20 protein-coding genes are annotated in these 22,528 nt (G+C 38.2%); 10 read left to right on the forward strand and 10 right to left on the reverse strand.

Annotated elements, in window-relative coordinates; translation table 11 throughout:
* Positions 1 to 34 precede the first annotated feature (34 nt).
* A complete protein-coding gene (locus RMB06_RS04980; protein ID WP_002118650.1) occupies positions 35 to 826 on the reverse strand; it encodes a hypothetical protein in 792 nt (263 codons plus the stop codon).
* A gap of 179 nt (positions 827 to 1,005) precedes the next feature.
* Between RMB06_RS04980 and uvrB the strand changes: the two genes are divergently transcribed.
* The 8 genes from uvrB (at position 1,006) to proB (ending at position 10,548) form a co-directional block, all read left to right on the forward strand.
* Complete coding sequence (uvrB, locus tag RMB06_RS04985; RefSeq protein ID WP_002118463.1) at positions 1,006 to 3,027, forward strand: excinuclease ABC subunit UvrB; 2,022 nt, start codon at positions 1,006 to 1,008, stop codon at positions 3,025 to 3,027.
* Positions 3,028 to 3,120: 93 nt separating this feature from the next.
* A complete protein-coding gene (locus RMB06_RS04990; RefSeq protein ID WP_032055225.1) occupies positions 3,121 to 3,708 on the forward strand; it encodes a lipocalin family protein in 588 nt (195 codons plus the stop codon).
* A 108-nt stretch (positions 3,709 to 3,816) separates the two neighbouring features.
* Positions 3,817 to 4,764, forward strand: a complete 948-nt coding sequence (gene rarD, locus RMB06_RS04995) for an EamA family transporter RarD (RefSeq protein ID WP_311078623.1) — start codon at positions 3,817 to 3,819, stop codon at positions 4,762 to 4,764.
* Positions 4,765 to 4,980: 216 nt separating this feature from the next.
* A complete protein-coding gene (locus RMB06_RS05000; RefSeq protein WP_002118702.1) occupies positions 4,981 to 6,438 on the forward strand; it encodes a glyceraldehyde-3-phosphate dehydrogenase in 1,458 nt (485 codons plus the stop codon).
* 149 nt (positions 6,439 to 6,587) lie between these two features.
* Positions 6,588 to 7,313, forward strand: coding sequence for a hypothetical protein (locus tag RMB06_RS05005; RefSeq protein WP_017399267.1), 726 nt, complete (start codon positions 6,588 to 6,590; stop codon positions 7,311 to 7,313).
* Positions 7,314 to 7,324: 11 nt separating this feature from the next.
* Positions 7,325 to 7,999: a hypothetical protein gene (locus RMB06_RS05010; protein ID WP_005073191.1), complete on the forward strand. Its 675-nt coding sequence runs from the start codon at positions 7,325 to 7,327 to the stop codon at positions 7,997 to 7,999.
* Between the two features lie 179 nt (positions 8,000 to 8,178).
* Positions 8,179 to 9,399 (forward strand): Obg family GTPase CgtA, encoded by a 1,221-nt coding sequence (cgtA, locus tag RMB06_RS05015; protein ID WP_002118576.1) that lies wholly within the window; start codon positions 8,179 to 8,181, stop codon positions 9,397 to 9,399.
* A 15-nt stretch (positions 9,400 to 9,414) separates the two neighbouring features.
* A complete protein-coding gene (gene proB / locus RMB06_RS05020) occupies positions 9,415 to 10,548 on the forward strand; it encodes a glutamate 5-kinase (RefSeq protein WP_002118789.1) in 1,134 nt (377 codons plus the stop codon).
* 26 nt (positions 10,549 to 10,574) lie between these two features.
* Here proB and RMB06_RS05025 read toward each other — a convergent pair whose 3' ends face one another.
* Both RMB06_RS05025 and RMB06_RS05030 read right to left on the reverse strand, forming a co-directional pair.
* Positions 10,575 to 11,231 carry an HAD-IB family hydrolase gene (locus tag RMB06_RS05025; protein ID WP_311078628.1) on the reverse strand — a complete coding sequence of 219 codons (657 nt, stop codon included), beginning with the start codon at positions 11,229 to 11,231 and terminating at the stop codon, positions 10,575 to 10,577.
* Positions 11,198 to 12,406 (reverse strand): DUF1615 domain-containing protein, encoded by a 1,209-nt coding sequence (locus RMB06_RS05030; protein WP_311078630.1) that lies wholly within the window; start codon positions 12,404 to 12,406, stop codon positions 11,198 to 11,200. Before RMB06_RS05030 ends, RMB06_RS05025 begins: the two co-directional genes overlap by 34 nt.
* Before the next feature lie 83 nt (positions 12,407 to 12,489).
* Here RMB06_RS05030 and dusB point away from each other — a divergent pair, with 83 nt between their 5' ends.
* Entirely contained in the window at positions 12,490 to 13,515 is a 1,026-nt protein-coding gene (gene dusB, locus RMB06_RS05035) for a tRNA dihydrouridine synthase DusB (RefSeq protein ID WP_039759557.1), read from the forward strand.
* 37 nt (positions 13,516 to 13,552) lie between these two features.
* Here dusB and RMB06_RS05040 read toward each other — a convergent pair whose 3' ends face one another.
* Entirely contained in the window at positions 13,553 to 14,599 is a 1,047-nt protein-coding gene (locus RMB06_RS05040; protein WP_311078633.1) for a nitronate monooxygenase, read from the reverse strand.
* Positions 14,600 to 14,716: 117 nt separating this feature from the next.
* Entirely contained in the window at positions 14,717 to 15,418 is a 702-nt protein-coding gene (locus RMB06_RS05045) for a VIT family protein (protein WP_311078634.1), read from the reverse strand.
* 267 nt (positions 15,419 to 15,685) lie between these two features.
* Here RMB06_RS05045 and RMB06_RS05050 point away from each other — a divergent pair, with 267 nt between their 5' ends.
* Positions 15,686 to 16,903, forward strand: coding sequence for a hypothetical protein (locus RMB06_RS05050; RefSeq protein ID WP_311078635.1), 1,218 nt, complete (start codon positions 15,686 to 15,688; stop codon positions 16,901 to 16,903).
* Positions 16,904 to 16,912: 9 nt separating this feature from the next.
* Here the strand turns inward: RMB06_RS05050 and RMB06_RS05055 are convergent, their stop codons facing one another.
* The 5 genes from RMB06_RS05055 to RMB06_RS05075 are packed head-to-tail and all read right to left on the reverse strand — an operon-like array spanning position 16,913 to position 22,514.
* A complete protein-coding gene (locus RMB06_RS05055; RefSeq protein ID WP_311078636.1) occupies positions 16,913 to 17,809 on the reverse strand; it encodes a hypothetical protein in 897 nt (298 codons plus the stop codon).
* Entirely contained in the window at positions 17,787 to 19,631 is a 1,845-nt protein-coding gene (locus RMB06_RS05060; protein ID WP_014207346.1) for a hypothetical protein, read from the reverse strand. The genes RMB06_RS05055 and RMB06_RS05060 overlap by 23 nt, the downstream gene beginning before the upstream one ends.
* Positions 19,632 to 20,882, reverse strand: a complete 1,251-nt coding sequence (locus RMB06_RS05065; protein WP_005067892.1) for a glycosyltransferase family 2 protein — start codon at positions 20,880 to 20,882, stop codon at positions 19,632 to 19,634. It abuts the gene before it with no gap.
* Positions 20,869 to 21,765: a hypothetical protein gene (locus RMB06_RS05070; RefSeq protein ID WP_063099368.1), complete on the reverse strand. Its 897-nt coding sequence runs from the start codon at positions 21,763 to 21,765 to the stop codon at positions 20,869 to 20,871. Before RMB06_RS05070 ends, RMB06_RS05065 begins: the two co-directional genes overlap by 14 nt.
* On the reverse strand, positions 21,765 to 22,514 hold the full coding sequence (locus RMB06_RS05075) for a hypothetical protein (protein ID WP_311078638.1): 750 nt from the start codon (positions 22,512 to 22,514) through the stop codon (positions 21,765 to 21,767). The genes RMB06_RS05070 and RMB06_RS05075 overlap by 1 nt, the downstream gene beginning before the upstream one ends.
* Positions 22,515 to 22,528 lie beyond the last annotated feature (14 nt).

Below are 22,528 nucleotides of genomic sequence, written 5' to 3' on the forward strand. Positions count from 1 at the left end.
ATTATCTGCTTAACTCATAAATTCATAAGAAAACTTAACGATTAATAGGGTGATCAATGTTTTTTTCACCACGCCATAACTTAATAAAATCTTGCTCATCAAAATCGTAAAGTTCCATCAGTGCAACAACAGCACTCACAAAAATCATGGCACCTTCAGAGTTTCCATGAAGATTGAAAATTTTACCGTTTAACTTCCCTAAAATATCACTAAGCTCATGATCACGGCCTCGTCCATAACGATCTCGTGGATACAACTCCTCATTTAAAACAATAAGAGCTATGGCTTTTTCAGCATCTGATAAATCAGTTTTATCTAAAGCTTCTTCAAATGATTCACTGCCATGATTAAAGTAAAAAATAACTTCATCGTTAATGAAACTTTGTACCATCTTTTGAGTTAAAGTCGGAAATTGAGATACTGCATTATCTTCTACATAGGGTTTAAAAGATTCCGGAAAGATAACGTTGTGATAAATACCTTTAAAAAGAGGAGCGATTTCAGAAACTTTATAACCCGCAATACCACAACCTAATGCAGTAATGAAATATTTCATTTTAGGGTGATTTTTTGTGTATATCTTAAAGTCTTCAACATAATGCTGAATTTGTGAAAGTGGCATTTGTTGAATGTGTTCATTTAAAGTTGGAATTGCAAAGCTTTGACCAGCCCAGCCACGACCTACACCTTCAACTGCTCCGAAGTGCTGACTTGCAACGCGCGCTGCACCACTACCGTGTTGTCCAGCAAGATTACTTCCAAATACAAAAACTGTATCTTCGGGAAGTTCGGTTACAATACTTTCATCATGATATTGATAGGTCATGGTTATACTTTTTGTTTAATGGATAGCTTCATGTTGCAACCGATTAGGGTATTGGTCAAGTGTTAAGATGCTTAATCTTTTACATTGAATTTCAAGCTCAATTTAGACTTTAAATTAAGATAAAAATCCCCATTAAAAGGGGAGACGTTAAATTCAATTTTTCATAAAGAGAGATAACTTTGAACGAAAATCAACCTTTTGATTTGGTCACTCATTATCAGCCAGCAGGTGATCAGCCACAGGCCATTGAAAAGCTGGTAAATGGTATCGAGCATGGTTTTCGTAATCAGTTATTGCTGGGTGTAACTGGCTCGGGTAAAACCTATACCATGGCGAATGTGATCGCTCAAACACAGCGACCTACAATTGTGATGGCTCATAACAAAACTTTGGCTGCCCAGCTTTATGGAGAGTTTAAAGCGTTCTTCCCTAATAATGCGGTTGAGTATTTCGTAAGTTACTATGATTACTATCAACCCGAGGCTTATGTTCCATCCTCAGATACTTTTATTGAAAAAGATGCCGCTATTAACGATCACATTGACCAGATGCGACTATCAGCAACACGTGCTCTATTAGAGCGTCGTGATGCAATTATTGTGGCATCGGTTTCTGCAATTTATGGTTTGGGTGATCCAAATGCTTATATGCAAATGTTACTGCATGTGGTTGAGGGCGACCGCGTAAGTCGTGATGAAATTATCCGACGTTTGGTTGAAATGCAATATACGCGTAATGAACTTGAGTTCTTACGTGGTACATATCGAATTCGCGGCGAAATTATTGATATTTTCCCTGCCGAATCTGATCAACATGCGATTCGTATTGAACTATTTGATGACGAGGTCGATTCGATCCGTTGGTTTGACCCGTTAACGGGTAAAATGGTTCGTAAAGTTCCACGTGTTACGATTTATCCAAAAAGCCACTATGTAACACCGAAAGATCATCTGACTCGTGCTATTGATACAATTAAAGATGAATTACAAGATCAACTTAAATTCTTCCGTGAACATGACAAATTGCTGGAAGCCCAGCGTATTGAGCAGCGTACCCGTTATGATTTAGAGATGATGCAACAGTTGGGCTATACCAATGGTATTGAAAACTATTCACGTCATTTATCTGGCCGTCCAGCTGGTGAAGCGCCTCCAACTTTATTTGATTATGTACCAGAAGATGCGTTGCTGATTATTGATGAGTCACACGTTACAGTTCCGCAAATTGGAGCGATGTATAAAGGTGACCGATCACGTAAAGAAAATTTAGTAAATTACGGGTTCCGTTTACCAAGTGCACTTGATAATCGACCAATGAAATTTGAAGAGTGGGAACGCATTGTGCCGACGACCATTTTTGTCAGTGCAACACCTGCTAAATATGAGTTAGAAAAGTCTGACCAAGTGGTTGAACAGGTGGTACGTCCAACAGGACTAATTGATCCTGAAATTGAAGTTCGTCCTGTATTAACTCAGGTTGATGATGTTCTTTCTGAAATTAATATTCGTAAGAACCTAAATGAACGTGTGTTGGTGACCACTTTAACAAAGCGTATGGCGGAAGATCTGACTTCTTATTTAAAAGAATATGGGGTTAAAGTCGCTTATTTACACTCTGATATTGATACGGTTGAACGTGTCAAAATTATTCATGAGTTACGTACAGGTGTATTCGACGTTTTAGTCGGTATTAACTTGTTGCGTGAAGGTCTCGACATGCCAGAAGTTTCTTTAGTTGCTATTTTAGATGCAGATAAAGAAGGTTTTTTACGTTCAGAACGCTCACTCATTCAGACAATTGGTCGTGCCGCGCGTAACGTGAAAGGTAAAGCAATTTTATATGCTGACCGAATTACTGATTCTATGCAAAAAGCAATAGATGAGACTGAACGCCGTAGAGCTAAACAAATTGAGTTCAACGAGTTGCATGGTATTACGCCACGTAGTGCTGTTCGTCAGGTCATCAAAGAAATTGATTCAGGCGAAGTGCTTTCAGACGACGAAATTGATGAGAAGGTGCTTGAACAAGCACAAGCTTTAAGTGCTGACGAAAGACATATTCTCTCTGATCCAAAATTGTTCAGTAAGCATATTACTAAGCTTGAAAAAGAGATGTTAAAAGCTTCGAAAGATTTGCAGTTTGAACAGGCAGCACGGATACGTGATGAAATCATTCGACTGAAAGCGCAAATGTTGCAATAAACGAATACATAACGCTACATAATGTGTTTAAAAAACAAGCTACTGTAGATATTTGAGTTCTTTTGTATTCACAACTAATCGTTGAGGGCAACAATGGCATTTCGAAATAATGTTCCGCAAGCCAGCTGGCGTTTGGCTAAAATTGCGTTGGGCGGTGTCGTTTTGGCTGGTTTGGCTGTTGGAACCTATGTCTATGCCCAGCCGAAACCTTTGCAAACTGTCTATAAAGTTGAACTGGACCGATATCTAGGTGTTTGGTATGAAGTCGCGCGTAAGCCTGCATTTTTCCAGAAAAAGTGTGCTTATAACGTATCTGCAACTTACACCTTAAACGAAAATGGAAATGTAGTAGTAGATAATCGCTGCTACGATAATAGAAAACAATTACAGCAATCTATCGGGGAGGCCTTTGTGGTTAACCCACCATATAACACCAAATTGAAGGTAAGTTTTTTACCGGAAGCTGTAAGATGGATTCCGGTAATTCGTGGGGATTACTGGATTTTAAAGCTAGATGAAGACTATCAGACTGTTTTAGTCGGGGAGCCTTCACGTAAATACCTTTGGGTGCTATCAAGAAACCCTCATCCAGAGCAAGAAGTGGTGGATGAATATTTAAATTATGCAAAAACATTAGGTTTTGATATTCGAGATGTTATTCGTACAGAACATAAAGAATAGTGTTTTATGTCTGTTTAAGAAAAAACCATGTTTACATGGTTTTTTCTTTTTTATAGTGGATAAATCAAGTATTGTAGTGAGTTATTTTTACTAAAGTCTAAGAGGTTGATGATGTTTAAGGGCGTGATCTTGTCTGTCATGGCATCATTCACTTTTGGTGTACTTTATTTTTATACTCAATTATTAAGCCAGCTCGATAGTGAACAAACTTTTGGATGGCGCATTATTGCAACTTTGCCATTTTTAACTTTATTTATGTGGTGGAGTGGTGATTTAAGCCATATTAAAAATATATATCAACGTATTTTGGCTAAGCCTTCTTTACTATTATTATTAATCACAACCTCTATTTTAACCTCAGTACAACTTTGGCTTTTTTTGTGGGGGCCGATGCATGGGCGTGGGTTACAAGTCTCTTTGGGATATTTCCTGTTACCGCTGGTTCTTGTCTTAGCTGGAAGTGTGTTGTATGGCGAAAAAATATCAAAATTTCAATGGGTAGCAATTATTCTTGCAGTCATTGGCGTTAGCCATGAGATATGGCGTTTGGGAAGTATTGCGTGGGAAACTGCATTGGTAGCAGTTGGATATTCTGCCTACTTTTTATTACGTAAAAAAATTAAAACAGATAATTTAGGGGGCTTTTGGTGGGATTTGGTCATTATTATGCCCGTTGCGATTTATTTAACTCATACAGGTTTGCTGCCATACAGTAAATTTATAGACCAACCGAGTCTTTCTTTGATCATTATTGGGCTTGGAATTTTAAGTGCTATTGGTCTGGGAAGTTATATTCTGGCAAGTCGCTTTTTACCTTTAGTTGTATTTGGACTCTTAGGATATTTGGAACCTGTATTACTGGCTTTAGCTTCTTTAGTTTTAGGGGAGAGCATTGGCCAAGAAGAATGGTTCACTTATATTCCGATTTGGTGTGCTGTTTTGGTACTCGTTTTAGAAGGAGCTATTCATCTTTATCAACAACGGCAAAAAGCCCAGAATCTGCAACTTAATATCACGAAATATCAAAAAAGATTAAAAAATGATGAGCTCGAGTAGGTCGTCAGAACCTAAAAAGTAAGAAAAAGCAAAAATTTAGCTGCTTTAAACAATAAGATAATAAAAAATAATTATAGGTATTTTATGAATTTATGATGAATTTTAGGAAAATCTAGTCACTAACGTCAGCTTTTGATTCATTCTTGCCAATAATTCCATTACAATTACGGGGTTTTAAAAATCACGCCTAGATATAATTAATTAGAGGACGTATCTGTGAGCAAAGACACTATCATCGCCCTGCACGCTGAACACCAAGGCCGTTGGAAAAACCGTGAAGAAATCGCGGAACGTATGATTGCATTAATCGGTCAATTATACCGTGAAAAAAATATTGTCGTATCTGTTTACGGTCGCTCTTTAATTAACCGTTCTGTTATCCAAATTTTGAAAACTCACCGTCGTACACGTGTTGTAGACGTTGAACTTTCTGTTGTAAATACATTCCCAATTTTAGAAGCTTTAGCAAAAGTTGAAAATATTGGTTCTGCAGAAGTTGACATCGGTAAACTTGCTGTTGAATATAAAGAAAAAGGCGGTGATGTTGATGCTTTTGTTGCTCAATCAGTTGAGTCAATCAAAGGTAGCGCAACTTCTGAACAACCTAAAGATGTAGTTCTTTACGGTTTTGGTCGTATTGGTCGTATCTTGGCTCGTTTAATCATTAGCCAATCAGGTTTAGGTCGTGGTTTAAGCCTTAAAGCAATCGTTGTACGTAAGTCTTCTGATGGTGACTTAGCAAAACGTGCTTCTTTACTTCGTCGTGACTCTATTCACGGTACTTTCGCTGGTACAATTTCTGTTGATGAAGAAAACGAAGCAATCATTGCTAACGGTAACTTCATTAAAGTGATTTATGCGTCTAGCCCAAGTGAAGTTGACTATACTGAATACGGTATTGAAAACGCACTTTTAATCGACAACACTGGTAAATGGCGTGATGCTGAAGGTCTAAGCCAACACTTGAAATGCCCAGGCGTTGCACGTGTTGTATTGACTGCACCAAGTAAAGGCGAAATGAAAAACGTTGTATTTGGTGTAAACAACACAGATATCTTAGATGAAGACAAAATCATCTCTGCTGCAAGTTGTACAACAAACGCAATCACTCCAATTCTTAAAGTATTGGATGACAAATATAAAGTTCTTAACGGTCATGTTGAAACTGTTCACTCATTTACAAATGACCAGAACTTAATCGATAACTACCATAAAGCAGATCGTCGTGGCCGTGCTGCTACTTTGAACATGGTAATTACAGAGACTGGCGCAGCTAAAGCAGTTGCTAAAGCATTACCTGCATTGAAAGGTAAATTAACTGGTAACTCTGTACGTGTTCCTACACCAAACGTATCTCTTGCAATCTTGAACTTAACACTTGATAAAGAAGTTGATCGTGAAGAAGTGAACGAATACATTCGTCAAATTTCGATTAACTCTAACCTTCAAGGTCAAATTGGTTATACCAACTCGACTGAAGTTGTATCGAGTGACTTTATCGGTTCTCGTACAGCAGGTGTATACGATGCTCAAGCAACGATTACTTCTGGTAACCGTTTAACTGCTTACGTTTGGTACGATAACGAAGTTGGTTATAGCTGTCAGGTATTACGTATTGCTGAACAAATGTGCGGCGTAAGCTACAAAAAAATCCCAGCAGAATTGAATGCTTAAGATCATTTAACGATCTATAAAATATTTTCACAAAAAGACCCAGTTTAGACTGGGTTTTTTTACAACCGTACAAAATATATGCTGACTATTTTTTGTAAATAAATGAGAATACAAATTAAGGAAAAAAAGAAAATAGTAAGGGATAGGAATTGTCGCAGTTTAAACGTTTGTTGGTCGTTTTTGTATTCATCATTATTGCCAATTTATGTGGTGTACTCATTGCAATATGGGTATTTAAGCACTTTAATATTTATATTCCACTGAAAAATCAGGCAGTTGCTATTGATTTACAAGAGCCTCTACAGGTTAAGGTTAAAGTACAAGATGCTTTAAATGTGGATGTAAAGGGGCGCGTAAATGCCAGTATTCCAATTGATGAGAAACTGAATATTCCTTTAACACAAACATTAACTCCGCGTGTTTACTTCGATAATATGGTGCCGATTAGTACAACCATTCCAGTCAAAGAAACATTAAAAGTTGAGCAAAATCTACCAATTGATACCAAGGTTCAGGTGCGTGTTTTGGGGCGTGATATTACGTTACCATTAAAAGGAACGATTCCATTAAAACTTGATGTGCCAATTGATATTAATGTCCCGCTTGAGCAAAAAGTTCATTTAAAATTTGATGCCCCAGTACGCACGGTATTAAAAGAAAATCTACATATTCCTTTAAAAGCAAGATTAGACACGAATATCCCAATCGAAGGGAATTTAAATGTACCTGTTAAAACTGCATTAAATGCTTCGGTTGATGTGAAAAATACTTTGCCTGTTAAGATTGCAAATGGTGAGTTAAAGATTCCTCTGTCCACTATGCGATTAAATCGAGTATTAGGTTCAGAAACATCACAAAAGACAGCTGATCAATAGGGTGGATGCTAATGTTCCGTTCACTCAAGAGTATGTTAATCAGTTTCTTTTTAATGATGATACTTGCCGCTATTATGTTTTGGGTGTATCTCAATATTCAAGCAAATTTAGTCGTTTCGGCTCATAATGCCGATATTAGTTTACCTGACTCTTTAGAAACAAAAATTCAAGTTGGTAATACTTTGCAGGTTCAGTCTATTGGTAAACTTGATACAACTTTAGATATAGATCGCCAATTAACTTTACCCCTAAAAGGGAAATATTTGGCAGATTTAAATTTTGCTGTAGAAACACCAATTACAGTGAGTGTTGACTATTCGACAACTTTAAAAATTGATCAGGTTATGCCTTTAGAAACCACCACAGATTTGGTTTATCAAAGTAAGTTTTTACCAAAATTTCCACTTAAATTAGATATCCCTATTAAATTGGATGTGCCTTTTAATTTAAAACGTAGTTATACCGTTCCCGTTAAAATTGTTTTTGATGGTCCAGTTTATTTCGAATTCGATGAACCTGTAAATTTATCGGTGAAGCATCAGTTTAAACCAAGCCTAAACGTAAATGATCCTATGGAAATGGGGAATGTCTCTTCATTTAATGCCATCATGTATAATTCTGTGCCAAAAACAAAAGCAAATCTTGATATGCAAATGACCTTACCTCTGCGCAATGTTCATCCTTGATAATTAAATAAATTGGCTAAATTTTATTTTTTATAAGGATCTTATTTGCAAAACTAAAAGCATCTGCTGGATTAAAGATAAAACAGATCGTTATAAATGGATTTGTTCCATTTTCTATTCGAGAATTTTATGAAAATATGGCAGAATAGGCGGTTTTAGAGTTTTTAGAGGATTGGCAGATGCGCTTTGTTGATGAAGCAGTCATTACCGTAGAGGCTGGCGACGGTGGCAATGGCGTAGCCAGTTTTCGCCGTGAAAAATTTGTACCATTTGGTGGCCCAGATGGTGGTGATGGCGGACGTGGTGGAAGTATCTATATTCAAGCTGATGATGATACAAGTACGCTAGTCGATTACCGTTACACACGTAAATTCCGTGCTGAGCGTGGAAAAAACGGTGCAGGTGCGAACTGTACTGGACGTGGTGGTGAAGATGTGGTTTTAAAAGTACCCGTTGGTACAACAATTGTTGATACAGATTCAGGCGATATTATTGGCGATTTGGTTGAAGACGGCCAAAGAATTCTGGTTGCTGGTGGTGGTGAAGGTGGTTTAGGTAACACTCACTTTAAATCATCAACTAACCGTGCACCGCGTAAATGTACGACTGGTACAAAAGGTGAGTTCCGCGAAATTCGTCTTGAATTAAAAGTATTGGCAGATGTTGGTTTGCTGGGTATGCCAAATGCCGGTAAATCTACTTTCATTCGTGCTGTAAGTGCTGCAAAACCAAAAGTGGCAGATTATCCATTTACAACCATGGTTCCAAACTTGGGTGTGGTCGATGCTGACCGCCATCGTTCATTTGTAATGGCCGATATTCCTGGGTTAATCGAGGGTGCAGCAGAAGGTGCTGGTTTAGGAATTCGCTTCCTTAAACATTTGGCACGTACTCGTATTCTTTTACACATTATTGATGTACAACCAATTGATGGTTCAGATCCAGCACATAATGCAAAAGCGATTATGAATGAGTTGGCTAAGTTCTCTCCAACTTTGGCTAAATTACCAGTTGTTTTAGTACTCAACAAACTTGATCAGATTGCTGAAGAAAGCCGCGAAGAGTGGTGTCAACACATTCTAGATGAACTAGAGTGGACTGGACCGGTCTTTAAGACATCGGGCTTATTAAGCGAAGGTACAAAAGAAGTTGTGTATTACTTGATGGATCAGATTGAACAACAACGTGAACGCGAAGTTGAAGATCCTGAATACGCAGCAGAAGTAAGAGCTTTCCGTGAACAACTAGAAGTTGAAACACGTGAACAAACCATTGCGGCAAAAGAAGCATATCGTGCAATGCGTCGAGCACAACGTCTCGAAAGCATGATGGACGATGATGATGATTTTGACGATGATGAAGACGACAATGATGTAGAAGTCATCTACGTTCGTGACTAGAAAACCGAGGGAAACATGATAGAAGTGGTCGATGGGCAACGTCAGCTCAGTGAGTGTAAACGAATCGTTGTTAAAATCGGATCATCTTTACTTACAGCTAATGGGCAAGGTCTAGATCTAGATGCTATTTCGCATTGGGCGAAACAGATTGCAGATCTGCACAATGCCGGACACGAGATTATTTTAGTGTCATCAGGAGCTGTAGCAGAAGGTATGGTCCGTATGAAGCTTGCGAGTCGACCCACCGATCTACCCAGTCTACAAGCCTGTGCAGCAATTGGGCAGATGGGCTTAATTCATACTTGGTCTAGTGTGCTGGAAAACCATGGTATTCGTACTGCTCAGGTTTTATTGACTCATGATGATTTGGCAGATCGCCGTCGTTATCTGAACTCGTGTGATGCTTTGCAAAACTTGATTGATTGGCGTGTGATTCCTGTTATTAATGAAAATGACACGGTGTCTACCGATGAGATCCGTTTTGGTGATAATGATACTTTAGCTGCTATGGTGGCAGGTCAGGTTCACGCAGAATTGCTGATCATTTTAACCGATCAGCAAGGTATGTTTGACTCAGATCCGCGTCATAACCCTGATGCTAAATTACTCTCTACTGTTCGTGCCATGGATGATGATTTATTCGATATGGCCGGCGGTGGCGGTGTGCTCGGGCGAGGTGGCATGGTCACTAAAGTTCGTGCTGCACGTTTAGCTGCTAAATCTGGCTGCCCAACCCTCATCGCGAGTGGCGAAAGTGATAATGTGCTGTCACGTGCGATGGCAGGTGAGATGCTAGGCACTTTGTTTACTACAGATAAAGACCGCATGACTGCTCATCAACAGTGGCTTGCTGCTCATTTACAAACAGCAGGTCGTCTTGTGATTGATGATGGTGCTGTTGAAGCGATTAAATTGAAGCATCGCAGTTTGCTCCCTGTTGGAGTTAAAAATGTTGAAGGACATTTTGATCGTGGTGATGTGGTTGAATGTGTCGATAAACAAGGTAAACGTATTGCGGTAGGTCGAGTGAACTTTAGCTCACGATCAGCCGAAATTATTAAAGGCTTAGCCTCAGATAAGGTTTATCAAGTGCTTGGTGAAGCTCGTTCACTTGAAATGATTCACCGTGATCATATGGCAATTTATTAAGTTTTACTCAAATAAAAAAGCTCGCTTTAAGCGAGCTTTTTTTCTGGTGTTAAACGAGGTAAAACACGGTCTTCACCAACCATATAGGGATGTGTGGCGAGACTAAGCATGTCTAAGTCTTCCGAGCTATTACCATAAGCATAAATCTGGTGGTAATGCTGTAGCGTATATTGCTGATGTATTCTTAACTTCTTTTGTTCACTACTACAGTCTGGAGTGGAATAGTAACCCGTCATCATGCCGTTTTTAATTTGAGTTTCAGTACAAATTAATTCGATATCTAGTAACTTGCAAAGTGGAGCAAGATAGACATCAATTGAAGCTGAAACTAATACGACCTGATCACCACGCAATTGATGGTGTTGTAACTGATCAAAAATTTCAGGCGAAAGCGCAGAGACTAACTCTTGTGCGTATTCTTCACCTAATTTTTGTAATTCAATTGCAGGCGTATTTTTAAACATGCTACGGAATAACTTGGCACGCATAGCATGGGCAGGATAAAAGTTAAGATAGTAGGCTTGAATCCATGGCAGAATTTTCAAGCCTTGCTTAACAATGTGGCGCTTAGATAAAGCATAAAAGATGAACCCTGTAAAACTATCTTTACTACACAAGGTTCCATCAAAATCGAACAGGGCGAGACTTTTTATAGTCTTATTCGTTTCGCTCGTTGCATACATGTTTCATATCGTCCGTTTACGCGGGTTGCATACCAATTGGTATTATAATCACGACTTAATTTAGGCCCAGAAATCACTACTTGAGGCATAATTGCATAGAGTGGTTCTTTGCCAGTTTTTGATTTATAAAGTTTAGTCAGCGCAATATAAGTTTGAGTACTTTCAAACTTTTTCTCTTTTTCTAATTTAAGATCATCACGAATTTGTCTTGGTGTAACCAATACATTATTTTTTGCAAATACCGTAATCAGCTCTTTTTCTGACTCGCTTTGAGCTGCGCGTGGATCGCCATCTTTTGTATAAAGAAGTAGATCGCCATCAAGGCTTATATCTGTATCAGTAAGTTCTTTTAGCATTTTTTGAAAAGCTGCATTACGGCTAGAGTACATACCAGAGTTATAATCCGCAAAACGATAAATGGCTTTATCGTAGTCTGCCGGATAAACCATTAAACGATGTATGCCGTAATATAAACCACCGTATTCAGTATATAGGTCATCGCGGAGCGCAGCAGTACTCATACTCGAACGCTTATTGGCTTTCGCATAATTAATATGAACTTGCATTGAGCCCAAAGTCGTAATAGGGTTCATTTTCTCGCCAATATCTTGACCAACCAATTTGGCTGCACCAGTTAAGGCACTCACATGATAGTGTTTAGCCATGAAGTCGAAAATTTCTCGGTAAAGTAAGTCGAGTTCTTTCTCGGTTTTAACTTTACGCATTTGACTCATATAGTTGTTATCAGGAGAGGGCTGAGTTCTTAGAACTTCTTCAAAGTAACCAGCAATTGTTCCACCAACGGTTTTGCCAAGCTTATCTTCAAATTTTTCATTTAAACGTGTACTAACTTCTTCAACTGCCTTTTGTCCTAACCCAGGCACTTGAGGGTTGGCAACAAAGTTAGATTCCTGATCCACTACAGCCACAATACTACAGACATTTTTCTTAGTTTTAGGAATATCCAAGTCTTCCATAATGTCATCAATATCTTTAGCCCATGACTCACGGTCATGCACGCGTGATGGAATTAGACGTTTAATCTGTTGGCTTTCTAGTTCAGGCTCATCATTGTTTGACCACCAAGCTTTATCACCACAAGCAGCTAAACTCATGCATACGGCAGCCATGCCGAATGATTTTAATAAAAAACGGGAAGACAACGGTTTGTTCATGGCGAGGAAAGCACCTGCATAAAAAGATGAGCCGATTAAGCGGATGAAGTATACTATGTTGATCATCAATTGTATGAATATATATGTATATTGGTCCCTATCAACTGTCAAATAATTTAATTGTTGCTCCTATGGCGGGAGTAACTGACCGTCCATTTAGAACACTCTGCAAGTATTTTGGCGCAGGCCATGCAGTCAGTGAAATGATGACTGCTGATAAAACTTTGCGGATGAGCAAAAAGAGCCTCTACCGTGCGAACTTTGATGGTGAACTCGCTCCAATCTCTGCTCAAATTGCAGGCTCTGATCCTGAGCAATTGGCAGAGGCTGCACGCTATCAAGTAGCAAATGGCGCACAAATTGTTGATATCAATATGGGATGTCCTGCCAAGAAAGTATGTAATAAGCTCGCTGGTTCAGCGTTATTGCAAGATGAGGACTTGGTAGCGCGAATACTTGATGCAGTTGTCGCTGCTGTTGATGTTCCCGTGACTTTGAAAACCCGTTTAGGCTTTTTAAATGGTCAGGAAAATATTTTAAGAGTAGCAAAAAGGGCAGAAGAAGCGGGGATTGCCGCGCTAGCTTTACATGGCCGTACTCGCGAAGACATGTATCTAAATACAGCACGTTATGATTTGATCAAACATGTTAAAGAATTAATCAATATTCCACTTATTGCGAACGGTGATATTGATAGTCCTGAAAAAGCAAAATATGTACTCGACTATACAGGGGCAGATGCAATTATGATTGGTCGAGCTGCTCAAGGTCGACCATGGATTTTTCGTGAAATTGCTCATTATTTAAAAACTGGTGAACATTTGGCTGCACCTAATATTGAAGAGGTAAAGCAGGTGTTACTAGGACATTTATCAGAACTTTATCAATTTTATGGTGAATACTCTGGCTGCCGTATTGCCCGCAAACACATTGCTTGGTACACAAAAGGTTTACGCTCAAGTAACGAATTTCGCCAAAATATGTATAAAGTTGAAAGCACTGCTGAACAAGCATTAGTGGTCGAAAACTATTTTAATCAGTTATTAGCTGAAGGCAATTTGATGAGTGATGTTCAGGTTGAGCAGGTTAACTTACTAGAAACCCATTAAATAGAAAGCCAGTATATGATTACTGGCTTTTTAAGATTTACTCATCTTCTAGCATTTCTACAACTAACTGGTTAACCAGATCAGCAGCATCTAGCTCTCGTATTTGAGAGACATTACTACCCGCCCAAAAAGCACCGAAGCCATAGTCTTTATTCTTGCTTGCAATGGCATTTAATTGCTTGGCTAGATCGTATGCATATGGATATTCGGGTTGAGGAGGGCGATTGGGTAAATCAATTTGTGTGTGCCAATGGTTGAGCAGGCCACGGGCTGGACGCCCAGAAAGACTGGCGCTGATTTGTGTTACAGGTTCATTAAATAAAGCTTTACGATACTCGGCAGATGCATTTGATGTATGGCATTGAACAAATGCTGTTCCGAGTTGAACAGCAGCAGCTCCTAAGCTCAACATATGTCGTGCCTGAGCTCCATTCATAATACCGCCTGCGGCTACCACAGGCTGTTTGCAATGCTTGACAATAAGGTGTACTAAATCGCTCGTTTTAATTGCTGCATCAAAGGTTTTATTAAAGATTCCACGATGTCCGCCTGCTTCAATCCCTTGAGCAATAATAATATCTATACCAGCCGCTTCAATGGCTTGTGCTTCAACTAAATTGGTAGCAGACACCATCGTAATAATTCCGGCATCTTTTAATGCTTGAATTTGATGGCGATGGGGAATGCCAAAATGAAAACTGACCGCTTTAGGTTTGGTTTCTAATACGACATTTAGAAAATCATCGTTATCAAGAAAACTTGGATAAATACAGTTTAAGTTTTGAGGAGGCTGTTCTCCGAACTTTTCAAATTGTGGGCGTAAATATTCAATCCACTGAGCAGAAGTTTGAAGGTTAAGTTGTTCGGGTTGATGACAGAAAAAATTAACCTGAAATGATTTTTCTGTAAGTGTTTGGGTTTTTAAAATCTGTTCACGTGCACTTTGCGCCGTATTTGCACCCAGACCTAAGGACCCAATACCACCCTGATTAGAAACTTCTGCTGCAAGTTCAGGTGTAGATACACCTGCCATAGGGGCAAGAAAAATTGGATGTTTAATTTCAAGTTGTTGTAATAGGTCCATTTTATTCACCTCATTTCTTTCTATTCACCATAGCGTGAAAACCGAACCAAGAGCAAATAATATTGGGCATTTAGTTTTTAAATATTTAGTTCTTAAACATTGACAAGTTCTGATTTTTTAAAGTGGAGCAACATGAAATAAAGAGCCGATCCAGCTTGAAAAACCCATCGCTAAAATTCCCCACAAGGTAATACGTAGACTCCCTTTAAGCTTGGAAGTACCTGCGAAATGACTTGATAGTGCTCCTAAAAAGGCTAATGAAATAATGCCAAATATTAAGACTGTTTTTTCGATCCATATATCTGGACTGAGTAAAATAGCCAGCATAGGAAACAATGCCCCAAATGAAAATGAGCCAGCTGAAGCTAATGCGGCTTGAATAGGATTTGCTGCGGTATTTTCATGAATACCTATTTCATCACGCGCGTGAGCCCCTAATGCATCATGATTTGTAAGTTCAGTAGCAACTTGTAGGGCTAAGTCAGGTGCTAAGCCTCTGGATATATAAATTTGGGTGAGTTCGTCCAGTTCACGCTGCGGATGCTTTTTAAGTTCTTGTTCTTCAAATTTTAAGTCGGCTTTTTCAATATCTTCTTGTGATTTTACTGAAATATATTCTCCTGCAGCCATAGAGGTTGCACCGGAAATTAAACCAGCAATACATGCAATAAGAAGTGTATGAGCAGAGGCTCCACTTGCAGCCATTCCCATGATTAGACTGGTAACAGAAATAATTCCATCATTTGCCCCTAAAACGGCCGCCCTTAACCAACCTGAGCGGTGAATAAAATGATGTTCTGGATGCTGAGAAAAGGACATGTTTTCCCCTATTTGTAGTTATAAATTTTTATCTTATCCTATAAGATTATTTACAATAATACGATTAAAAAATGTGTCATTATAGGAAAAACAAACAGATAAGAACTTTTTTAAAACATAATATTAAAGGAGATAAAATGAACAATTTAAAGAACTCATCTACTTATATAAACAGTATCATTTATGGGTTTAATTATCATACTTATTGATTAAATTTTAATTTGATTGCTACGCAAGCATTCTATCTATTTTACTCTAGAGGTCCCAATGAATAGCAAAACAATAAAATCTATAACCCGTTCCTTTATCGTTATTGGTTCAATCTGTCCAGCTTTAGGCCTCTTAAGTATTGAGACTAGTTTTGCGCAAGAGATTGTTAATCAAGAATATAAACCAGGCAATCCAATTTATGATAAGTGGGATCAATTTTATAAAATTGAAAAGACTCAACCTGAAAATGCCGAGAAGTTATTATTAGAACTTGGAGAGATGACGCCACAAGATATTAAAGTTTGGAAAAGCTTAACTTATTTACAGATTAGGTTAGGGAAACAAGATGCTGCTTTGCAAAGTCTAAGAAAAGCAGAGGCATTAGATCCAGCAGATGATAATTTAAAACTCCAAGAAGCTTATCTACTGAATTCTCAAAAAAATAACAAAGAGGCTTTGGTGGTTTTTAAGGAACTTACGCAATCTAAAGATGCGGATATTGCCAATAAAGCGACACAGGCTGTAAAAAATCTGAGTGGAGGAGAGGTCAAAACTTATTTCCGTGATGTGTATTTTGCACCTTCATATGAATCACGTTACGACGATGTAATTTTCCCACTTAAAGCTCGTTATGGCAAGAACCTCGATAATGGTCGAGCGCAGGTGTATGGCTTTTTAAATCTAAACCGCGATACTCAATCTCAAGGTGGTGTGCGACCTGAAATTATTGATGAAAATGCAGTAACTCTAGGTGTAGGCGCTAATTATCAACCTTGGACGTTTATACCTGTGCGCATGTATTTAGAAGTAGGTGGAAGCTATGATCTGATTGATCGAAATAGAGATAAATTTCGTGAAAGTGTTGTGGGTGGGGTAGCAGGTTATCAAGAGTGGTACTCTCAAAATAGTTGTAATCAGTCACTTTGTTTTAATGATTACTTCACTGATTTATATGGCAACGCAGCAACTTATTCTAGAGAAGATTATAACGTTATTGGTGACTTGCGATTACGTACGGGTTTGAATGTCTATAAGGGGAAAACGGGCACTGTACAGGCGTATATGAAATTGCATGGCTTAGCTGACAGTAAAGATGAATATTACAATAATTTATTTGAATATGGCCCAGGTATTTCATGGCAGCCTTTTAATTATCAACCAATAAAACTACGTGTTGAACGACTATATGGCAATTACTTTAAAGATGTGCCAGTAAATACGAAAGATCATTACAACAATACTCGAGTAGAACTCGTTTTTTATAAGGATTTCTAAGAATTAAGGTTAGTGTTTGATTCGATTTATGGTGGTAGGAATACCACCATAAGTGAGGCGATACCACACGCTCACAATATTGACGCACCAGCGGCTCATGTAATGAGGGCCATCAAAAATATAAACAGTTTTACCTTCATATGCTTTTAGCTGAGAAATAATTTCCCAAGGATACGCGGCTCTAAATTGCCCATTCTTTTTCACTCTAAAAGCTTCTAATACTATAATTACTTTGTCTTTTCCAAGTTTATGTTCAAGCTGATCTAAAATATGTTTGGCCTGTTTAGGTGATCGAACGCCTACGCCAACACCATCTTGGAAAAAAACTCCCGTATGGTCAGGCAGCCAGCTTTTAACCCATAAATCATAATTTTCAGGCTCAGTTTCGCCACTATAAATACTCACCCAGACTGGTGAAGGAAGCTTCGATAACACATGACCTAAAGCACTGACTCGTAGCCAAGTTGGATCTGCTTCTACTGGAAAGTAATAGCCTTTAAACGCTGTTTTTTGCTCTTTTATAATTTGGGCAGATTTTTCGCCTAATTCAATGACATTAGCCCGAGCTTTAGGTTCATTATATTCACCTGCTAAGCCCAATATGAGATTTTTTGCCCAAGGTTCTTGTTTAATCTTTTCTAAATTAATGGCTTTTTCCCATTGAGGAAAATTTGATTCTTTCCACCAAGATTTAGATTCAACAACAGACCATTGAGGAACAAATGTATCGACACCTAAGTAGTGCCAATTTCCTTCTGGAGGAGTCGTGTTATTGTCAGGTTGCCAGAAAATGCCTTCAATATGAGGGGCTTGACCTTGATGTTTGAAAAGCCCCGCATATCCAATGACACTACATATAATTAAAATAATAAATGCAACTATTTTAATTGGTATCTGTTTTCTCATTATTTCGTCTTAACCAGTACCACAAGAAGATAATTATTATCATAATTGCAGAGATAATCACAACTAGTAAGAAGAAAGAAGACTGCTGGATTAAAGGAGCCTTTTGATTTCCGACAATGAGTTTTTGTAAAACATAAATATTCCCATTTTCTGAAACCAGCATTTTTGTTACGTTGTTTGGAATCTTATGTTGGATCTTTTCCCAAAGATGCATAAAAGTTTGTGCGCCACCCTCTGAGTCGGTAATTACATCAAAGCGATTATTGTTATAACTAACAATGAAACCATTCTGCGCAGCAGGTGCATAGATAATATCCTGATGCATTAACACCTGTTGTTGATAAATATCTTTATTCACACGGACATTTATGGATTGAGGCGCACTCGGTGAATAACGGACTAGGTTGAGAGGCATGGGTGCTGGTGTTAAAAGCATTTTTTTCGCGGTTTGACCTAAGACAATAGCAATATTTAATGCACCAGATTGATCATCAATCGCAATTGTAGGAGTCGTTGCTAAAGTCATTGAAATTGCAGCTACACCATTTTTAAGTTTGTGGGGAAGCTTTACAGTAGACTTGGCTGTATCAATCCAGAGTGAACCATGCGCGTTAGGTAAACATTGGGAATTGGCAATTACTGAGTTTTCAAGCTTTAGACTAAAATTTGTCGTATTAGAAATGGCTTTTGCAAAAATATTGAATTGACGGTTTACTGGGTCTGAAGCAAGATCCGCCGTTTTCATACTTCCTGCGAGCCCACCATCAATCCAAGCTGTAATATTGGAACCTTGTAATAAACCACTTTGAATACGAAGTGCAATTTGCCCTTGCAAGATATCTGTTGGTTGCCATACTGAAGGGAAGTCAAGGAATAAGTTTTTTTCAGCATGATTTAATCTGAAATCTTCAATTCCCAAATCAGCAAGAGTATCTATTTTTTTAAATTGAGCCCAGGTCGGGTTAGATATCGCATTTGGAAAAATTGCGCTTCCTGTACTAAGTTGTTGCACATAAGAAGGATTAATTAGCCCGTTTACTGCGCTCGTTAAATCTTGTTGAGTGTGATAGGTAATTGTTAGAGTCGGCACACCTTCTACAGGTTTCGCGATTTGTACTAATGCTCCGCCTTTTAATGGTGTTGGTGAGTGAATAACTTCAATAATAAAGTTTGTTTCAGGATTTAAATTGGTTTGTCCTGAATCAACCCATTCAACGGGTGTTATTGAAGTCCATGAACTTGCTAATCTAGCGAGCATAGACGCTTCTATAATCTCTTTACGATTATATTTTAAAATGCCAACAAATGGAGTAGGTCGTCTCGCTTGTGGGTTATATAAAGCATCTGGCAAATCTTTTAAGCGATACTCATTACGAACAGGCGTAAAGTCGAGTTGGGAATTGCTTAAATACGTTAGGTGATCAATATCTTCTGTACAAAAGGTTTCTTTGGTTTGATTAAGCGTAGTCGGTTTTGCATATTGTTGAATAATAAAATCTAAACGGTGGAAACCACTTTGACTTACTGGAATATCAAATTTGAATTGACCATCACCACTTAGCGTAGTGTTATAAATGAGTTTATCATCATATTTTACAAGTAAAGTTGTATCACTTTCAGTGGAATAATCACTTGAAAATTGAATGTTTTGCCACTGGGCACCTTTGCCAATATAGAAAAAATGAGGCTCGACTGTGTATTTAGTAGAAGTACTAATGTCGTCCAATTTCCATGTGTAAGCATGAGCAGACATGGCGAGCATAAGACTGGTGCTGGCAAGGAGCACTTGAGCTGTGTTGTAGAGATCAAAAGTCTTTTTCATTTATTTTTTCTCCTTGCTACGTTCCGTTTTGTACCATTGAAGGGAATTACCCTGTATTTTATTTTTAAGCATGTCATATGCGGCTTTAAATACAATGAATAGAAAAACTTGTGAGTAACTTACGTAAGATAGAACTGAATAAAAGTAGAGTTCTGGTTTTACTTTTTCGAGTGAAAGGGTAAACCACATTTGTGCAACATATAAGCAAAATGAGAGTCCCCACAACGTGGTAAATGGACCCGGAACTGAAATACCTGCTATATCAAGCAACCCAAGGGTTAACGTGATATGACTCCAGAATAAAGCGGGTACAAAAAGTATGTAGCACATAATGTTATTTAGAATTTCAATTCCTATAGGAAAAGGCGTTCTTAATGCTACGGGCAAATATTTACGAGTTACATAAAAATTACCTTGTGTCCAACGTGAGCGCTGTTTCACAAATACACTCAGAGATGGGGGGTCTTGCTGCCAACCAATCGCATAGGGCACCCATTTAATTCGTTTTTGGCCGATAAAAATCCTAAAACTCATTTCAGTGTCATCGACCAATGACTTTTCATCGAAACCACCTAAGGTTTCTAAAGCATCACGCCAAATCACATAGTTAGTACCCATCAATGTTGATAATTCAAAACGTTGCCAACGACCGCCTTGGAAAATCCATTGGAAAAAGATGAACTCAATTGCGATAAATCGGGTCAAAATACTATCTTGCCAATTACGTGTTCTTACTTTTCCATTAACGGCTACTAATTTTTTATCGGCAAGCAGAGTTTGAGCTAGCAAGCGGACACAGTCGGGTTCAGGCGTACTATCTGCATCATAAACAACAATCAATTCGCCTCTAGCATGGGGGAGGCCATTATTAAGCGTTCTAGATTTACCTTTACCACCCATTCCTTTAGGAACATTAACAATCTTTATGCAAGGATAAATTTTTGCCAAATTTTCGGCGATTTCTAAGGTGTTATCCTTTGAACCATCATTAATAAGTAAAACTTCATATGCTTCGGCTGGGTAATCTTGTTGAGCAATTGCATGCAAAGTATCTTCAATCACAACCCCTTCATTATAGGCAGGGATCAAGACACTCAAAACAGGCCATCTTTCTGGTATAGGAAGGTTTTGTAGCTCTTTTTCAGCTGTTTTTGAATATTTCCAAGCTTGATAACTTAACCACGCCCAAAATGCTTGTGGAATCCAAATCCCTAAAAAGCCAAATAAGAAGAGAATATCAATGGGAGCCATTTGATTTAACCCTCCTAATAATAGACGAGATGAGCAATACCAATAAAATCAACCCAACTACTAAGGAGATCCATGAAATATAGCTACCAAACGTACCAAGGAGGTCTGGGTAGGTACTCGTGAGAATTAGATCGAGTGGAACTACAACGGTACTTAACCCAATGAAAATATAGCCAATAAGACTAGTCTCTACTTCTTCAGGCGTACTTATGTAATTAATCTTATTAAATTTCCATGATATTCCCAGTTGAGGATACCGAATATTTGTTGTGGGTAGATCGGCAGGAGGATTAATAATAATTTCATAGCCAGAAATATGACTATTAAAAGGTTTAGCCGAATAAAATAAATGCTGTTTTTGCTTAATCTCTCTAGAGGGGAGAGGAAGCTGTGACGGATTAAATTGAATAATATAGCTACCAGGGGTCTGTGAAATTAAGTTTTCATCCCAACCTGTTGAGACAAATGCAGCCATAGGCCGTAAACCAATTGCGGTCGAAAATGTGGCTTTAGCCGCAAAATATTGAGGCTGCTCTGATTTATAAAGTGCAATTGGAATCGCACCTTGGCTGACTGCCTCTTTGAGCAAGAAATAATGAGAAAAACTGAAAACTTCATCTGGCAATATAATGCCGGGTTTTATTCCTTTATGAATCAGCTCTTGAAAACTATCTGAACTGATCTGGTCAATTGTAAAGACAGGCCACCATGTGTCTTGATAAGGGAAAAACATGGAAAGATCGTCTGTGCTTTGAACTTCTGTTTTGGTGTATTCCCTTTTAATTTCACAATGATAATATTGCCGATAAAACTGTTGTAACGTAGCATCGGGATATTGGCTAGAGGCAATAATAATTCCACAAATATTAAGAAGATTAGACATTAAGTCGTCTCCTCTTCAGGTGGAATTTGAATAATTTTATATTCCACTTCAAGCCGCAAGGTCATAATTTCTCTAAGCTTTTTAATGAAATCAGGCTCTTCATCCATTTTTTGCTTGCGAATTACAATACTGTATATAGTTTCGAGATCATCATCAGCAAACTGGAAAACGATTTCTTGTGGATGATGCTGACTCAAAATTTTGATCATCTCATTTTGAGTGGTTTTCCACACATCGTCGCCTAACATTTCTTTAATTAAGCTTCGGTTGAGAATTCTAATTTCAAAGACTTCATAGTCTTGTATGTGATGATGATCAAGAAGCTTAAAGAAACTACGTTGGAAATACTTGAGTGCACTAAGCGGGAAAATATCACGGCGATAATTACGGTCATAACTTTGAATATCGCGGTATTTTTGAACGTTAATTTCAATATTATGGCGAACAGCACTCAGAAAAAGAGGAATGAGGGGAATAATAAAAAGTAAAAGAAGCTGACGTTCAATATGTGTCTGAGCTCCTAAGTCGAGTAGAAAATATACTGCAACACCGATAAAAGCGACTAAGCCCACAATTAAAGATGCGCCAACTTGTAAAAAAGCTCCAGAAATTAAAAGAATAAGAATAAAGATCCAGCTTCCTCTAAAACTTACAGGCAACCACTCATACGCCACTATGCCCATAAATAGATGAGCTGCGATAATCCATAAGACGAGTGTTCTTCCAGGGTTCTTTTGTTGCTGTTGCATGCGAGCTATGGCTA

Source organism: Acinetobacter sp. V104_13, assembly GCF_031798995.1.
GTDB lineage: Bacteria > Pseudomonadota > Gammaproteobacteria > Pseudomonadales > Moraxellaceae > Acinetobacter > Acinetobacter pittii.

Excerpts from the sequence above, each read along its gene's own strand:
- RMB06_RS05045 (WP_311078634.1), bottom strand. The coding sequence starts at position 15,418 with ATGTCCTTTTCTCAGCATCCAGAACATCATTTTATTCACCGCTCAGGT.
- cgtA (WP_002118576.1), top strand. The coding sequence starts at position 8,179 with ATGCGCTTTGTTGATGAAGCAGTCATTACCGTAGAGGCTGGCGACGGT.
- RMB06_RS05030 (WP_311078630.1), bottom strand. The coding sequence starts at position 12,406 with ATGAACAAACCGTTGTCTTCCCGTTTTTTATTAAAATCATTCGGCATG.
- RMB06_RS05060 (WP_014207346.1), bottom strand. The coding sequence starts at position 19,631 with ATGAAAAAGACTTTTGATCTCTACAACACAGCTCAAGTGCTCCTTGCC.
- RMB06_RS05010 (WP_005073191.1), top strand. The coding sequence starts at position 7,325 with ATGTTCCGTTCACTCAAGAGTATGTTAATCAGTTTCTTTTTAATGATG.
- rarD (WP_311078623.1), top strand. The coding sequence starts at position 3,817 with ATGATGTTTAAGGGCGTGATCTTGTCTGTCATGGCATCATTCACTTTT.
- RMB06_RS05025 (WP_311078628.1), bottom strand. The coding sequence starts at position 11,231 with ATGTATGCAACGAGCGAAACGAATAAGACTATAAAAAGTCTCGCCCTG.
- RMB06_RS05040 (WP_311078633.1), bottom strand. The coding sequence starts at position 14,599 with ATGGACCTATTACAACAACTTGAAATTAAACATCCAATTTTTCTTGCC.
- RMB06_RS05055 (WP_311078636.1), bottom strand. The coding sequence starts at position 17,809 with ATGAGAAAACAGATACCAATTAAAATAGTTGCATTTATTATTTTAATT.
- RMB06_RS05070 (WP_063099368.1), bottom strand. The coding sequence starts at position 21,765 with ATGTCTAATCTTCTTAATATTTGTGGAATTATTATTGCCTCTAGCCAA.
- RMB06_RS05050 (WP_311078635.1), top strand. The coding sequence starts at position 15,686 with ATGAATAGCAAAACAATAAAATCTATAACCCGTTCCTTTATCGTTATT.
- RMB06_RS04980 (WP_002118650.1), bottom strand. The coding sequence starts at position 826 with ATGACCTATCAATATCATGATGAAAGTATTGTAACCGAACTTCCCGAA.
- RMB06_RS05065 (WP_005067892.1), bottom strand. The coding sequence starts at position 20,882 with ATGGCTCCCATTGATATTCTCTTCTTATTTGGCTTTTTAGGGATTTGG.
- RMB06_RS04990 (WP_032055225.1), top strand. The coding sequence starts at position 3,121 with ATGGCATTTCGAAATAATGTTCCGCAAGCCAGCTGGCGTTTGGCTAAA.
- RMB06_RS05075 (WP_311078638.1), bottom strand. The coding sequence starts at position 22,514 with ATGCAACAGCAACAAAAGAACCCTGGAAGAACACTCGTCTTATGGATT.
- dusB (WP_039759557.1), top strand. The coding sequence starts at position 12,490 with ATGTATATTGGTCCCTATCAACTGTCAAATAATTTAATTGTTGCTCCT.
- proB (WP_002118789.1), top strand. The coding sequence starts at position 9,415 with ATGATAGAAGTGGTCGATGGGCAACGTCAGCTCAGTGAGTGTAAACGA.